This window comes from Granulosicoccus antarcticus IMCC3135 (genome assembly GCF_002215215.1).
Classification (GTDB): domain Bacteria; phylum Pseudomonadota; class Gammaproteobacteria; order Granulosicoccales; family Granulosicoccaceae; genus Granulosicoccus; species Granulosicoccus antarcticus.
In genome coordinates, this window is sequence record NZ_CP018632.1 from 5,617,777 (window position 1) to 5,632,142 (window position 14,366).

The following is a 14,366-nucleotide window of genomic DNA, read 5'->3' on the forward strand; positions in this document are numbered from 1 at the left end:
CCTCATCCCTCCTGAGCGGCTGTACCAACAGCTTGGCCGCGATTTACGACTTCTTGTTCAAGCATCAAATTGAGTTCATCCAAAGTTAAAACACCCAGATCTTCGCCGTTACGAGTTCTTACGGCAATAGACCGACTTTCCACTTCCCTGTCTCCAGCTACCAACAAATAAGGCACCCGCTGGAGTGTCCATTCGCGAATCTTGAAGCCGATCTTCTCATTACGGAGATCAGTCTGCACGCGTATCCCACTATTTTGCAACACTTCGGCCACTTCTTCAATGAATTGTGACTGCTTGTCCGTGATATTCATGACAACCGCCTGCACTGGCGCCAGCCATAACGGCAGTCTTCCTTCAAAATTCTCTATAAGAATACCGATAAAGCGCTCGAAGGAGCCCAGTATTGCTCTGTGTAACATCACGGGAACCTGACGGTCTCCGTGTTCGTCAATATAACTGGCATCAAGCCGACCAGGCATTGAGAAATCCACCTGCATCGTGCCGCACTGCCACACCCGACCGATACAATCCTTAAGGGAGAATTCTATCTTGGGACCGTAGAAAGCACCTTCACCGGGCAACTCTTCCCATGGCAGACCTTTGGCATCCAGCGCATCAGCCAATGCTTTTTCTGACTTATCCCATGCCTCATCACTGCCCACACGCTTGGGCGGCCTTGTCGACAGACGATAAATAACATCCGTAAAGCCGAAATCCTCATAAACAGTATGCAGGAAGTCGATGAAATCACCGACCTCTTCCTGAATCTGCGCCTCCGTGCAAAAAATATGTGCATCGTCCTGAGTAAAGGCGCGGACCCGCATGATGCCATGCAGTGCACCTGACATCTCATTGCGATGGCAGGAACCAAACTCTGCCAGTCGCAGCGGCAGGTCACGGTAACTCTTGAGCCCCTGATTGAATACCTGGACATGACAAGGGCAATTCATAGGCTTGACAGCATACCGGCGATCGTCGGTTTCTACCGTAAACATGTCATCACCGAACTTGTCCGCATGCCCACTCTTTTCCCATAGGGAAAAATCAACCACTTGAGGTGTGCGTATTTCCTGGTAGCCATGTGCAATCTGTTGCGCACGCATATAGTTTTCAACCGCCAGGTAGACCGCCCAACCCTTGGGGTGCCAAAAAACCATTCCTGGGGCTTCATCCTGCAGATGAAACAGATCTTGCTGTTTGCCAATCCGGCGATGATCCCGCTTCTCAGCTTCTGCCACGTTGTGCAAATGCGTCTTCAGCTCTTTCGGGTTCGCGAAAGCGGTACCGTAGATTCGTTGCAACATGGTGTTGTTGGAATCACCACGCCAGTAGGCCCCCGCAAGCTTCGTCAGCTTGAATGCCTTGAGATGAGAGGTGTTGGGTACATGCGGACCACGGCAAAGATCAGTGAAATCTCCTTGTGCATATAAAGAGAGGGTTTCACCAGCTGGAATGCTTTCGATGATTTCAGCCTTGTAGTCCTCACCAAGACCTTTGAAATAAGTAATGGCTGCATCACGATCGATCGTTGAGCGTTCAACCGGAAATGCCTTCTCTGCAAGTTCCTTCATGCGCTCTTCGATCGTCACCAGATCTTCTGGCGTAAAGGATCGTTCGTAATCGAAATCGTAATAGAAGCCATCTTCAATGACCGGCCCGATCGACACTTGTGCCGATGGAAACAACTGTTTTACCGCCTGCGCCAGCAGATGAGCGGTGCTATGTCGCAAGAGTGGTAAGGCTTCTTCGCTTTTATTGGTAACAACTGACAAGGTTGCATCACTTGTCATTTGATGACTGGCATCAACCAGCTCACCATTGACGATACCGGCGAGCGTGGCTTTTGCCAGGCCAGGGCCAATATCGGCAGCGACATCCATAACGGATACCGCTTCAGGGTACTGACGAGTACTGCCGTCAGGCAATGTAATAACGGGCATTTGGATCTCCAGTGGTGACCGATACGAGAGGTCACTTAAGTTATCAGTGGTGACCCCTACGCAAGGCCACGTGTGATCGTGAACGGCGATGTTACTGCAATTCGCCAGCCTGGTGGCTGCTTGCCTGTCTGACAGAATGAACAGAAAACTGCGAAATCAGTGAACGTGATGAAAATAAGCAAAATAATATTGCACCAGGTGTTGACCGGAGCGATTCGCTTCCTTACACTACGGCCCAACGGCAGGCGCGTAGCTCAGTTGGTTAGAGCATCACCTTGACATGGTGGGGGTCGTTGGTTCGAATCCAATCGCGCCTACCAATTTTTTTCTTATTATGTTGTGTCTTTTACGTTGTGATTGGCCAACGTATATCACCAAGTTGCAAACTTCGTGTCTCTGAACGAACTTACGGCCGTATCCCCAATCGACGGCCGCTATGCGTCCCGAACCGCCCCTCTCCGAGAATGCTTCAGCGAATTTGCGCTGATTCGAGAACGGGTCCGAGTCGAAGTACGCTGGCTCCAGGCATTGGCCGACAGCCCCGATATTCCCGAACTCCCCCCTATTTCAGAAGAGTCGCGTCAAGCCTTGCTGGCGATTGGCGAGATCAACCTTGAAGATGGCGCTGCGATCAAGACCATTGAGCGCACCACAAATCATGATGTAAAGGCCGTCGAGTATTTCATCAAGCAACAGCTTGAAGCCTTGCCTGAACTGGCCGCCAAAAGCGAATTTGTACATTTTGCCTGCACATCCGAAGACATAAACAACCTCTCTTACGGTTGCATGTTGTCACGCTATCGACAGGACAACCTGCTACCCGCCTGTGATTCGGTAATCACTCTCTTGACGCAATTTGCGCATGAGCACGCTGATATACCGTTGCTGAGCCGAACCCACGGCCAGACTGCCAGCCCCACGACTCTGGGCAAGGAATTTGCCAATGTAGTCGCTCGCCTGCAACGACAGCGCAAGACGATTGCTTCGGTAGAATTACTCGGCAAGATCAACGGTGCCGTCGGCAATTACAATGCTCACATCAGTGCCTATCCTGATCTGGACTGGGCAGCTTTTGCCGAACAGTTCGTCACCAGCCTGGGCCTGGAATTCAATCCTTACACCACTCAGATCGAACCGCACGACTGCGTGGCAGAACTGTTTGATGCTGTATCGCGATTCAATGTCACATTGATAGATCTGTGCCGCGACTGCTGGGGCTATATCTCTCTGGGGTATCTGTCGCAGAAACCAGTTGCTGGCGAAATCGGTTCTTCCACCATGCCACACAAGGTCAACCCGATCGACTTTGAAAATGCCGAAGGCAACTTAGGTCTGGCCAACGCCATGTTTGACCACCTGAGTCGAAAACTGCCTATCTCCAGATGGCAACGGGACCTTACTGACTCGACCGTCTTGCGCAATCTTGGGGTCGGTGCTGGATATACGCAGATTGCCATTGACTCACTACTCAAGGGCATGAGCAAACTTGGCGTAAACCAACAGTCCATTGCAGCCGATCTGGACGCTGCCTGGGAAGTACTGGCCGAGCCGGTTCAGACCGTCATGCGACGTCATGATGTGCCCAACGCCTACGAAGCGCTGAAGGAACTGACCCGTGGTAACGCCATGAATGAGGCCTCCATGCGCCAGTTCATTGAAGGCCTGCAGATACCCGATGCCGATAAACAGCGCCTGCTGTCTCTGACGCCAGCGACTTATACCGGCCTTGCCGCTGAATTAGCTCGCAAAATCTGAGATTGCTTCTGCAGAGCCAGCAATGCTGGCTCTGCTATCTGCTATGCCCGCACAACTGCTCGGATGTGTTCGTCTTCTTCAGGCCAGGCCTGATTGACATCAGCTGGATACCTCGCTCATGCCCTACTCCCACATTCAATGGCCTGAAGGGCTGGATGAAGCACGTTTTCTTGCTGAGTACTGGCAACAAAAACCGCTGTTGATCAGACAAGCCTTACCGGACTTCGAAACACCTCTTCCCGCTGATGAACTGGCTGGCTTGTCGCTTGAACCGGAAACCACACCTCGCCTGATAACACAGGATGGCACGGGTGCCTACCATCTGGAGCACGGCCCGTTTGAGGCAGATCGTTTCGAAACATTAACCGGCAACGACTGGTCATTACTGGTTACCGATGTTGAAAAACATCTGCCAGACATTCTCCATTACTTGCAGCCATTCGGCTTCCTTCCTGGCTGGCGCATAGATGATCTGATGATCAGTTACGCACCGTTGGGAGCTTCGGTGGGCGCACACATCGATGAATACGATGTTTTTCTCTTGCAGGCAAGCGGCGCTCGACGCTGGTCCATAGAAGCACCGGCTGCAGCAAGCTACGAATTGGTGCCGGACTCGGAGCTCAAATTACTCTCATCATTCAAAGCCACTGATACCTGGGAGCTTGAGGCTGGCGATCTTTTGTACCTGCCACCCGGCGTCCCGCATCATGGTGTGGCAAGTGCCGAACCTTGCACAACCTGGTCGATAGGGTTTCGCGCGCCAACAACGGCAGATTTCGTCATGCGCATGGCAGAGATGATCTGCGAAAAACTGCCCAAACAGCGCTACACCGATGCGCCACTGACACCCGCAACACCCGGTGAAATAGACGGTAACGCATTGGCACGCTTTGCTGATATCTGGAACCAGGCAATCGGCTCGAACAAGGAAACTCTGGCCATGATGACCGGACAGTTTCTGACAGAGTCTGCCAACGTAAGTAATACGTCGCGTGTCGATGATGACGAATCACTGGATTCTTTCGCTGATGATTACTGGCAGGCAGCACCGTTCAGTCGTTTTGCCTGGCGATCACTTTCAGATGACAATAGTGACAATGCGACTGTGCAACTATTTGTCGATGGTGAAGCGCATCAATGCAGCCGCCGATTCGCGATCGAGCTGTGTCGTGCTGGCAATAGCATAAACAGTACCGATCATCAGCTATCGACAGACGATGCCACTCTACTGAGACAGCTGGCTTTCGAAGGATCTCTGATGAGGCAAGAAGACGAAGAGTAGAGGCCTGAAGCAAACTCTCAATGTGCCGGTATACTTCACGAACCTCTAAAGGCTCTCAGGCTTTAGCTGCTCGCCATGGTTTGACACTTTCTGGATATAGTCGATCAACTCAATGGATTTGAACGGCTTTTCGAAAAGCTCCAGGGCTCCTGCGGCAATCGCGCTTTCACGAAGGCCTGGTTGCTTGCTGGCAGTCATGATGATTTTCTTGATTGATGCGGTCCGAACATCTTCGGAAAAATGTCCCATCACTTCAAAACCGGTACCGTCTGGCAGGTTGTAGTCAATCAGCGCTAAATCCGGCGGGTTCTCACGGGCGACACGGCATGCCTCTCCCCTGTCATGCGCAACATTGACCTCATAACCTTCAGCTTTCAAGCGTATCTTCAGCGCCAGGGCAATGTACATGTCATCCTCGACAAGAAGGATTCGATTAAGCATTCACTTTTTGCTCGTTTAGCTATGGACTGCGGACAAGCCTGTGCAGCAATTCGGTCAATTTTTCGGACGACAATTGCAGCATGGGGAGACATTGATCAAGGTCTTCTTCGAAAATCTCCTGAACCTTTAATCGAACAGAAGTCTCGTACTTCATGCCATTGATCTCTGCTTGATTACAGTCCATCGGCGTAATGGATTTCAACAGCTCAGTAAGCTCTAGCAGAGACACATGCACCTCATGCTGCAAGCCGCCATGGTTCACCATAGCGGCTCGTACATCATGCAGAAGAATTGCTTTTTGTTCAGCGGTATCCATCAGCCAGACCGATCAGTGAGCCAAACTGTCAATGGCTTCAACCAACTGAGCGGCCTGAAAGGGTTTTTCCAGGTAACGACTATCGTGATAGGTAGACGCCCGTTCACGCATGGCAGGGTCTTTGCTAGCAGTTATGAAGATGATCGGAGTTGAACTCAGAGAAGCAGATGCACGCAAGCGATCGGCAACGACAAAGCCACTACCACCAGGAAGATTGATATCCAGCAGAATGACTTCCGGTTGACACCGTACCGCCGCCTTCATTGCATACACTGCGTCGGCAGCAGAATCGACAAGATAGCCCATGGATTTCAGGCGTAACGATAGAGCCATCGAAATTTTCTTGTCGTCCTCAACCAATAAGATTGTGTTTGTCATATTGTTCTTATTCTTAGCCCAACACAGGTGCGTGATTAGCGCTTGAAAGGGCTAACGGCACACAGACACCTGTCCTGAGCGCAGAATCTGACTGCGTCACGCATTTAGCTCATTGCATGACTACATTCTGGGAGCTGGCTCTCTGAACACGATGAAACCAATCGTCTTCAGTGCATTTCGAATTGTGATGCAAGTAACGGCTCCAGCACAGCGACATCATCAGGGTGATCAATTCCTCGCGCACTACTCGCCTCTACTTCCCCCACATGAATTCGCCCCCCATGATAGAGAACTCGCAGCTGCTCCAGCTGCTCTTCAAGCTCCAGTGTGCAGGCTTTCAACTCATGATAATCCAGCAAATAGCCGCACCGATAAGCATAGAGACCAATATGCAAAAAGGCCGCGGGGAAGCTGTCCGCTGCTCCATCGTCGGTTACTGACAAGTCGCGACGCACTGGAATCGATGCCCTGCTGAAGTACAAAGCCATGTCACGTTTGTCTCGAACGACTTTGACACGATTGGCATCTCGATAATCTTGTACATTCTGAATCGGCATGCACAAAGTCGCCATATCGGCCTCGGCAACCCGCTCCAGATTGCCAGCCAGAAGGTCGAGATGATGGGCAGGCGTTGCCGGCTCATCTCCTTGCAAGCCCACAATCACGCGGCCCTGATCCCAATTTCTGACTCGTGCCACTTCGGCAATGCGATCGGTGCCACTCGGATGATCCGGATCTGTCATCTGGACATCCACTCCGGCCTCGACACAGACGGCCCGTATGCGCTCATCATCAGTTGCAACAATCACCGATTCGGCAGCGGACTCCTGCGCTCTGGCAATGGTATGCAGAATCATCGGTTTACCATTAAGCAGGTGCAACGGTTTGCCCGGAAACCGACTCGAAGCATAGCGTGCAGGTATGACGATCGTATAACTCTGGCCACTCATTGCTCAGAATTCCTCACACAAATGACATCACTCACGCAATGATTGCTCCAGGTTGTCGATTGCCGCGGCAAGTTCAACACTAAGGTTGACTCGTGTTCGCACCTCATGGACAGAATGCGGTAAGTCTGTCAGGCCAGTCAACTTCACAGCGTCCTTGGCAGTCACGAGCACCGGCATATCATCAGAGAAACTCACATCTGCCAGAGTAAACTCATGATGATCAGGCAAGGGATGTGGCTCAACCAGCAACCCCGCGGCCTCCAGACTATTGAAAAACCGCTGGGGATTACCAATGCCTGCAACGGCGTGAACTCTCTGACCACGCAGAGAATCCAGAGTCAGAGAATGACCGGAAACCAGATTAAGCAGCTCTGCTGGCACCAATTGGAAACACTGCTGCGACGAGGCTTGCAAGACGTTTCCCACATCACCCTGTCTCAACGATTGATGCAGATTGCCAACAACCTCATTACCATTTCCAGTAAACGGCAACTGAATGGCGACCAGATCAGCGCTTGCAATTTGTTGCGCTGATTCACGCAAGGGACCCGCTGGTAATAACCAGCCATTACCCAATCCACGTATGCCATCAAAGACCATGATGTCAGCGGTGCGAGCCATCGCCAGATGTTGCAGCCCATCATCGGAAAATATCAGATTGGCGTCTGTATGCTCTGCCAGGTATTCAACGGCCGCAGCCCGGTTCACGCACACGCACACAGGAACACCGGTTTGCCGATACAGCATGACTGGCTCATCACCAGCAGTGGCAGCAGTATCTTCGGCATTGAGCAAATAGGCCTGTTCGTGCCTTGTTCCGCCGTAACCTCGACTGACGATGGCAGGTCTCCAACCGGCGCGCTGAAATCTTTCGACCAGAGTGGCACATAACGGCGTCTTGCCAGTACCCCCTACGGACAGGTTGCCCACCACGATCACCGGCAGCCGCGAATCATGACGCTTGATCAGCCCCCGCTCGTAAGCCAGGCGGCGTAACCGCAGAAGCAAACCATAGACAAGCGATATCGGCCAGAGCAGCCGGGCAAACCAGTCGCGTGTCTGCCAGCTTTGTTCAATTCGACTCACAGGCAAACAGCAGTCCGGGTCCGGGTCCGGGTAGTCGAGAATTTTCTGTTACTCAGGTGAGCAGTCCTCTGCATCACCGAAACTGCAACTGGTGCAACTTGAAGTAGTGCGACTTTCTGGCCAGCAGCTCCTCATGGGTACCCACTTCCACGATCTCACCACGATCCATCACAACAATACGCGTCGCCTGTTCGATCGTGGACAGCCGATGTGCGATGACAAGTGTGGTCCGCCCTTCCATCAGCGCGTCCAGGCCTTGTTGCACCTTTCTCTCCGACTCTGTATCCAGTGCTGAAGTTGCTTCATCAAGAATCAGGATAGGCGCATTCTTCAGTAGTGCTCGCGCTATCGCCACACGCTGCTTCTGACCACCGGACAGCATGACACCGTTCTCACCCACCATGGTGTCGTAGCCTTCGGGCAATCTTGAAATAAAATCATGTGCATGCGCCGCCCTGCAGGCCGCATGCAGAGTTTTTTCGTCAATGGTGTCTCTGCTGCCATAAGCAATATTGCTCGCGATCGTATCGTTGAACAGCATGACATCCTGACTGACTGTCGCAATACGACTGCGCAAAGAGGCCAAGGTATAGTCCTCCACCGAAGCTCCGTTCACCAACACCGCACCACTTTCCAGCTCATACAATCTGGGCAACAGGTTGACCAGTGAGGTCTTGCCACTGCCGGACTCCCCGACAAAGGCCACAGTCTCACCGCTGGCTATGGTCAGATCAATCTTGCTCAGTACTGCCGGCTTGTCTTTCTGATAACGCAGATGAACATTGCGATATTCGATACTAGCAATGTTCTCTTCAAGCTTCTGTGTTCCATGATCATGCTCAGACTCCAGATCCAGTATGGCAAACAGGCTCTCGCCAGCAGCGATGCCTTTCTGAATCTGGCTATTGAGTGAAGTCATGCGCTTGAGTGGAGCGAACAGCAGCAGCATGGCCGTAATGAACGACATGAAACTACCGACCGAAATTCGATCGTCTGCATCGCCACTGGAGGCAATATAGACAATGACAGCCAAAGCCAACGCCACCAGCAGCTGAACAATGGGCTCATTCATGGCCTTGACCATGGTCTCCTTCATGTTGAAGGCGCGATTGCTTTCATTGGCCAGCTCGAACGATTGCATCTCTTCTTGCTGACCACCAAAGATCTTGATGACCCGAGCCCCTTCCACCGCTTCCTGGATGACGTGACTGACATCGCCCATGGAGCCCTGAATACTACGACTGATGGATCGGAACTGCCGACTGACACGAGCGACGATAACGCCGATGATCGGGCCAATGATCAGAAATGCCAGAGATAACTGCCAACTTTGATAGAACATCAGGCCGAACAGACCGATGGCTGTCAGAGTATCGCGAACCATGACCGTCAACGAACTGCTGGCCGCATTGGCAACCATCTGGCTATTGAAGGTAATGCGTGAAATGAGCTCACCTGATGAAGCTCTATCGTAAAAAGAGGTAGGCAAAGTCAGGTACTTTTCGAATATTTCACTGCGAAGCTGCTTGATCACTCGCCAGCCTATCCATGCAATGTAATAGGTAGAGGCGAAGCCTGCGATGCCGCGCACCAGAAATATGCCAATGATCAACAGCGGCACCATCAGAATCGAGCGCTTGTCCTGCTCGACAAAACTGCCATCCAGCATGGGCTTCATGAGCGCCGCAAAGGCAGTATCGGTTACCGCATAGCCAACCATGCCGATAACGGCAATGATGAATTCGCGCCGATAAGGCCGGACGTACGCCAACAGCCGCTTGTAAGTCATGCTGCCTGCTACAGATTCAATTTCCACGACTTATACCGCCAAGGTCAGACCGTGACGTACAAACGTTCCGGTGATTAATATCGTAAGCAAGCGTGGGAAATCTCTGGGCATGACGTTATTTGATTGGCGGGCACTATTGAGTGCCCACTATGCCAGTAAATTAACCTAGTCGGTACTTCGTGATGTCGCAATGGACATCTTGAGCATACCAAGCTGGCCTGCAGCATCCATCGCCGTAACGACAGATTGATGAGGAGCCTGAGCATCAGCACGTATCGTCAATGGAATGTCACGCTTGCCACCTGAGATCTTGTACAGGGCATTTTGCACCGTCGCCACATCCGAGTTGACCAGTTCCTGGTCATTGATGAAATAGTGCCCCGCTGCATTAATCACTATTTCGATTCGATCCTGAGATGATTCGGTTTCAGTATCACTTGCGCGCGGAAGCTGCAGGGATATCTCCGACTCCTTCTGGAAGGTGGTGGATACCATGAAAAATATCAGCAGCAGGAACACCACATCGATCAACGGTGTCAGGTTGAGTTCCAGCTCCTCGCGTGGTTCTCGTTTGAACTTCATCCCTGCGCTACTCTCGCCTGCGACTGTCGCTTCTGCAGAACATCAACCAGTTTCAGCGATTCCTTTTCCATATCCACTACAAGGCCATCGACCTTACGGCGAAAATAACGATGAAACATCAATGCCGGTATGGCCACCATCAGGCCACCAGCCGTGGTAATCAAGGCTTGTGAAATACCGCCAGCCAGCTGCGCCGGATTGCCAACACCCACAGTTGTAATGTTGGTAAACACGCTGATCATGCCGATGACAGTACCCAGCAAACCGAGCAGTGGCGTGACCGCGGCAATGGTACCCAGAGCATTCAGATAACGCTCCAGCTCGTGAGCAACATGCCCGCCTACTTCTTCTATGGATGCCTTCATGACCTCACGATCGTGGCTGCGATTATGCAGTCCAGCCGCCAGCACTCTCCCCAGAGGAGATGCTTGCTGTATCTCGCGAATCTTGTCTTCTGTCAACTGACGAGTACTTGCCATGCGCCAGACATCGGCGACCAGATTGACAGGCAATACTTTGTCATTTCGAAGTGAAAAAAAACGCTCTCCGATAATGGCCAGTGCAATTACCGAACTCGCAACAATCGGCACCATCAACCAACCGCCAGCAGTAACTATTTCCCACACAGTGTCTGTCCCTTATGCGCAAGTGAAAACAAGCGCAACGCTTGAGACTGTTCCGAAAACCTCTCAGAACAGGCTGTATTTACGATTCCGTGCCAGAAGCTACGGTGTGAACGCCACCAGGTTGATGGCGGGTGGTCGACGCCCGACCGGTCAAACGAAAAAGATACTGCACCCTCCGTACCAGTAATGTAGGGCATTGCACCAACTAATTCATAACGTGATTGTACATCGGCATGAGGAAAACCATAACGATTGCCTTGCCCTGATGGAAAAACAATATGTAATGGCCTCAGAGTTTCAAGCAGGTTACTTGTTGAAGACGTATTACTACCATGGTGTGGAGCGACCATGAGATCTATGTTCAATGGCGAAAACGCCGAGCCCGACTGGCCTTGCAACACACTACGCAAGCGTCTGGCCAACTGCGCCTCCCCCGCCGCCTCGATGTCACCAGTGAGCAAGACTCGACTGGCTCCATGATGTACCAGTAACACACAGGAAAGATCGTTATCCGAACCTTTATCCGATGCTGCCGGATGCATCAGGCTGAAAATCGTAGCACCATCCTGCCACTGCATGCCAACCCGACAAGCTTCGCCCTTCAAGTCCGCACGTATGTGACGAATATCTGACGGATCAATCATCGTCGCTAACGGCACGCTGCTGATCAGACGAACATCAGGATAACGATTCAGAACATCGCTGACTCCGAAAGCATGATCTTCATCGCCATGAGAGACAACCAGCGTATCGATACGCCGCCTGCCACGAGAATGCAGGAATGGCACTACGACGGCTTCGAACATACTCAGATCACTTGAGACCTTGCCACCCGTATCAAACAGCAACGTCTGCTGCTCACTGAAAACCAGCACTGCCAGACCTTGCCCGACGTCCAGCACATGAGCCTCGAAGCCGTCCATCGGCGGACGATATACATTGAACAGCAAGGCAGGCATCAGCATGGGTACCGCCAGCCATCGCCACCCTAACCCTCGCGGGGCCAACAATAGCAACAGCCCTGAAAGACACAGCAAGGCAACACTCAGAGATGGCATCACCAAGGTCACTGAGCCTGCCACAAACTCCATTATCCATCGCAGCAACACCAGTAATCCTTCGATGGACCATTGGGCCAGCATCAGCACACTGTTACCCAGCTCCGGAGACAGCAAGCTCCCAAGCAGCGCAAGAAAGCACAAGGGAACTACAATGATGCCGACCCACGGAACAGCCACCAGGTTGGCCAATGGCGCGATCAACGAACCTGTTTGAAAGAACCATGCGGTCACTGGCAACAGCAACAAACCCAACAGGATGTGCATATGCAACGCATGTGGAAGCTGCATCAAGATGCGTTTTCCAAATGTGGTTTCTGTCTCCTGATCCATACTCGGCGCTGCTCTCTGGCGGCCGTGGTGCAAGTAGAACAATGCTGCCACAGTACCGAAAGATAACCAGAAACCGACGGATAGTACTCCCAGTGGATTGTGCAAAAGCACCGCCAGCAGCGCCAGACAAAGACCTGTGGTGGTTCCAAGCACTCTGAACCGCAAGCCTGCAAATACCCATACCGCCAACATGATCACGGCACGCTGTGTCGGTAACCCGAAGCCTGCCAGCAACGCATAGACGATAGCGATACCCAGACTGAACAGCAGGCCAATATCACGTGGGTCCAGGTTCGGAAAACGGAATCGGATAGCAGTAAGGTGGCGCAACATTCGACCACTGATCCATCTTGTCGCCACAAAAACCCAGCCTGCCAGCAAGCTGATGTGCAAGCCGGAAATAGCCAACAGGTGGGCTGTGCCCGTCTGCCTCAGTAAATCCCAGACCTCATCAGTTACTGCGTGCCTCACGCCAAGCGTGAGAGCCTGCACCAGAGCAAGCTGGTCGTTGCCCGCCGGCAATTCGCTCAAGTTATAAGCCAGTTTTTCACGCAAGGCTGCCACACTGCCTGAACTCGCTTCGTGCAGGCGCAACGCCTGTGGAGAATTCCTGACATAGCCTCTCGCATGAATACCTGAAGCCAGAGCCCATTGAACGCGATCAAAGCCACCAGGATTGCGCAAGCCCGTCATGGGCCGAAGTCTGGTCGTGAGCTCCCACGTTTCGCCAGCGTGTAATTCAGACGGAGACCCATACCAACTCAATTGCAGGCGGCGTGGCCCGAGAGGCAAGGTACAGGATCGGCACTGCGTCACAATTGCTTCAAAGCGCAGACGCCGAGCGTCTCGCTGCGGTACGCTAGAGACTTGAACGACCAGACGAACATCCACCCCAAGCTCTTCAAGGCGTAGTTGCCGGACCGAGAGCTCCAGGAAGGTAGCACTGAGCATGAGTATTGCGAACAGACAGCCGAGTATTGCCGCTCTGAAACGTGTGCAATAGAGGAACGTCAGAAACATTGCCAGCGACATCAACACAATCGACATTGGCGTCGGTATCGATCTGAGCCGCAAAATGACAACCACGCCAATCAGACAGGCAACCGCGAACAGGCGCATCAGCGAGTTCCCTCGTTTGCCACAGCCGGCCAAAAATAGCTTAATAATTGCCGAGTTTGGTCGTTACCGTAAGCAATCCTGCCTGATTTCCCACAGGTTCTCCGACGATGACCAGTAACTGGTTGAGAGATCACCTGCCCGATGCCACCTCGGTGCGCCGCAAGCTGCACATGCAGCTGGGCGGCTCCGACACTCATCCAGATGCATGCCGAGCCTGGATAAGGAATACTTTTGCCCAACCGACCGTCTGGCACCTCAATCGTCGTTCGGTAGCCGGGGGCGTTGCGGTGGGTCTGTTTATCAGCTGGATTCCCATCCCGCTGCAAATGCTGCTGGCAGCAGTCATTGCCGCCGTGTTGCGCGTCCATGTGCCTGTCTCCGTGGTCATGGTGTGGTTCACCAATCCTTTGACCTTTGCCCCCCTACTTTATGCAGCCTGGCGCAGCGGGTCAATGATTCTTGGCAAACCGGTTCTTGCTGAACCACTGAGCTTCTCTACCCACAGCCTGCTGATCAGTGCCGGTCAGGCCTGGCCTACCTTGCTGACGGGCATGCTGTTTTGTGCCTGCGTATCCGCGGTACTGGGTTTCACCATAACCATGCTTGTCTGGCGTATCCACGCCCTGCGCCGCTGGCGCCAGAGACCCCATCGTTGGGACAAATCAGGCTCAGACTGACAGTTCTGCCCCAGGACGTGATCCAGAGCAGTGG

Annotated in this window: 13 protein-coding genes and 1 tRNA gene; 4 read left to right on the top strand and 10 right to left on the bottom strand. The window is 52.6% G+C overall.

What is annotated here, in order from left to right; translation table 11 throughout:
- Positions 1-2: 2 nt before the first annotated feature.
- Positions 3-1,940, bottom strand: a complete 1,938-nt coding sequence (gene thrS, locus IMCC3135_RS24385) for a threonine--tRNA ligase (RefSeq protein ID WP_088919965.1) — start codon at positions 1,938-1,940, stop codon at positions 3-5.
- Between the two features lie 243 nt (positions 1,941-2,183).
- On the opposite strand from thrS, the gene IMCC3135_RS24390 reads away from it, so the two are divergent.
- The 3 genes from IMCC3135_RS24390 (at position 2,184) to IMCC3135_RS24400 (ending at position 4,977) form a co-directional block, all read left to right on the top strand.
- Positions 2,184-2,260 (top strand) — tRNA-Val (locus IMCC3135_RS24390).
- A gap of 70 nt (positions 2,261-2,330) precedes the next feature.
- Entirely contained in the window at positions 2,331-3,695 is a 1,365-nt protein-coding gene (gene purB / locus IMCC3135_RS24395; RefSeq protein WP_088919966.1) for an adenylosuccinate lyase, read from the top strand.
- 118 nt (positions 3,696-3,813) lie between these two features.
- Entirely contained in the window at positions 3,814-4,977 is a 1,164-nt protein-coding gene (locus tag IMCC3135_RS24400; RefSeq protein WP_088919967.1) for a cupin domain-containing protein, read from the top strand.
- Positions 4,978-5,022: 45 nt separating this feature from the next.
- On the opposite strand, the gene IMCC3135_RS24405 is transcribed toward IMCC3135_RS24400, so the two are convergent.
- The 9 genes from IMCC3135_RS24405 to IMCC3135_RS24445 form a co-directional block, all read right to left on the bottom strand.
- On the bottom strand, positions 5,023-5,418 hold the full coding sequence (locus IMCC3135_RS24405; RefSeq protein WP_088919968.1) for a response regulator: 396 nt from the start codon (positions 5,416-5,418) through the stop codon (positions 5,023-5,025).
- 19 nt (positions 5,419-5,437) lie between these two features.
- On the bottom strand, positions 5,438-5,734 hold the full coding sequence (locus IMCC3135_RS24410) for a hypothetical protein (RefSeq protein ID WP_088919969.1): 297 nt from the start codon (positions 5,732-5,734) through the stop codon (positions 5,438-5,440).
- Positions 5,735-5,746: 12 nt separating this feature from the next.
- Positions 5,747-6,112, bottom strand: a complete 366-nt coding sequence (locus IMCC3135_RS24415; protein WP_088919970.1) for a response regulator — start codon at positions 6,110-6,112, stop codon at positions 5,747-5,749.
- 167 nt (positions 6,113-6,279) lie between these two features.
- Positions 6,280-7,062 (bottom strand): 3-deoxy-manno-octulosonate cytidylyltransferase, encoded by a 783-nt coding sequence (gene kdsB, locus IMCC3135_RS24420; protein ID WP_088919971.1) that lies wholly within the window; start codon positions 7,060-7,062, stop codon positions 6,280-6,282.
- 27 nt (positions 7,063-7,089) lie between these two features.
- Positions 7,090-8,148, bottom strand: a complete 1,059-nt coding sequence (gene lpxK / locus IMCC3135_RS24425) for a tetraacyldisaccharide 4'-kinase (protein ID WP_157736246.1) — start codon at positions 8,146-8,148, stop codon at positions 7,090-7,092.
- A 73-nt stretch (positions 8,149-8,221) separates the two neighbouring features.
- Entirely contained in the window at positions 8,222-9,964 is a 1,743-nt protein-coding gene (gene msbA, locus IMCC3135_RS24430) for a lipid A export permease/ATP-binding protein MsbA (RefSeq protein ID WP_335589279.1), read from the bottom strand.
- 138 nt (positions 9,965-10,102) lie between these two features.
- Positions 10,103-10,519: an ExbD/TolR family protein gene (locus IMCC3135_RS24435; RefSeq protein ID WP_088919974.1), complete on the bottom strand. Its 417-nt coding sequence runs from the start codon at positions 10,517-10,519 to the stop codon at positions 10,103-10,105.
- A complete protein-coding gene (locus IMCC3135_RS24440) occupies positions 10,516-11,145 on the bottom strand; it encodes a MotA/TolQ/ExbB proton channel family protein (protein WP_205737700.1) in 630 nt (209 codons plus the stop codon). The genes IMCC3135_RS24435 and IMCC3135_RS24440 overlap by 4 nt, the downstream gene beginning before the upstream one ends.
- The gene (locus IMCC3135_RS24445; protein ID WP_088919975.1) at positions 11,133-13,655 is read right to left on the bottom strand and encodes a DNA internalization-related competence protein ComEC/Rec2; all 2,523 of its coding nucleotides are present in this window, start codon (positions 13,653-13,655) and stop codon (positions 11,133-11,135) included. Before IMCC3135_RS24445 ends, IMCC3135_RS24440 begins: the two co-directional genes overlap by 13 nt.
- A gap of 107 nt (positions 13,656-13,762) precedes the next feature.
- On the opposite strand from IMCC3135_RS24445, the gene IMCC3135_RS24450 reads away from it, so the two are divergent.
- Entirely contained in the window at positions 13,763-14,332 is a 570-nt protein-coding gene (locus IMCC3135_RS24450; RefSeq protein WP_088919976.1) for a DUF2062 domain-containing protein, read from the top strand.
- Positions 14,333-14,366: the final 34 nt, after the last annotated feature.

Excerpts from the sequence above, each read along its gene's own strand:
- thrS (WP_088919965.1), bottom strand. The coding sequence starts at position 1,940 with ATGCCCGTTATTACATTGCCTGACGGCAGTACTCGTCAGTACCCTGAA.
- IMCC3135_RS24400 (WP_088919967.1), top strand. The coding sequence starts at position 3,814 with ATGCCCTACTCCCACATTCAATGGCCTGAAGGGCTGGATGAAGCACGT.
- IMCC3135_RS24405 (WP_088919968.1), bottom strand. The coding sequence starts at position 5,418 with ATGCTTAATCGAATCCTTCTTGTCGAGGATGACATGTACATTGCCCTG.
- IMCC3135_RS24410 (WP_088919969.1), bottom strand. The coding sequence starts at position 5,734 with ATGGATACCGCTGAACAAAAAGCAATTCTTCTGCATGATGTACGAGCC.
- IMCC3135_RS24415 (WP_088919970.1), bottom strand. The coding sequence starts at position 6,112 with ATGACAAACACAATCTTATTGGTTGAGGACGACAAGAAAATTTCGATG.
- kdsB (WP_088919971.1), bottom strand. The coding sequence starts at position 7,062 with ATGAGTGGCCAGAGTTATACGATCGTCATACCTGCACGCTATGCTTCG.
- IMCC3135_RS24435 (WP_088919974.1), bottom strand. The coding sequence starts at position 10,519 with ATGAAGTTCAAACGAGAACCACGCGAGGAGCTGGAACTCAACCTGACA.
- IMCC3135_RS24445 (WP_088919975.1), bottom strand. The coding sequence starts at position 13,655 with ATGCGCCTGTTCGCGGTTGCCTGTCTGATTGGCGTGGTTGTCATTTTG.
- IMCC3135_RS24450 (WP_088919976.1), top strand. The coding sequence starts at position 13,763 with ATGACCAGTAACTGGTTGAGAGATCACCTGCCCGATGCCACCTCGGTG.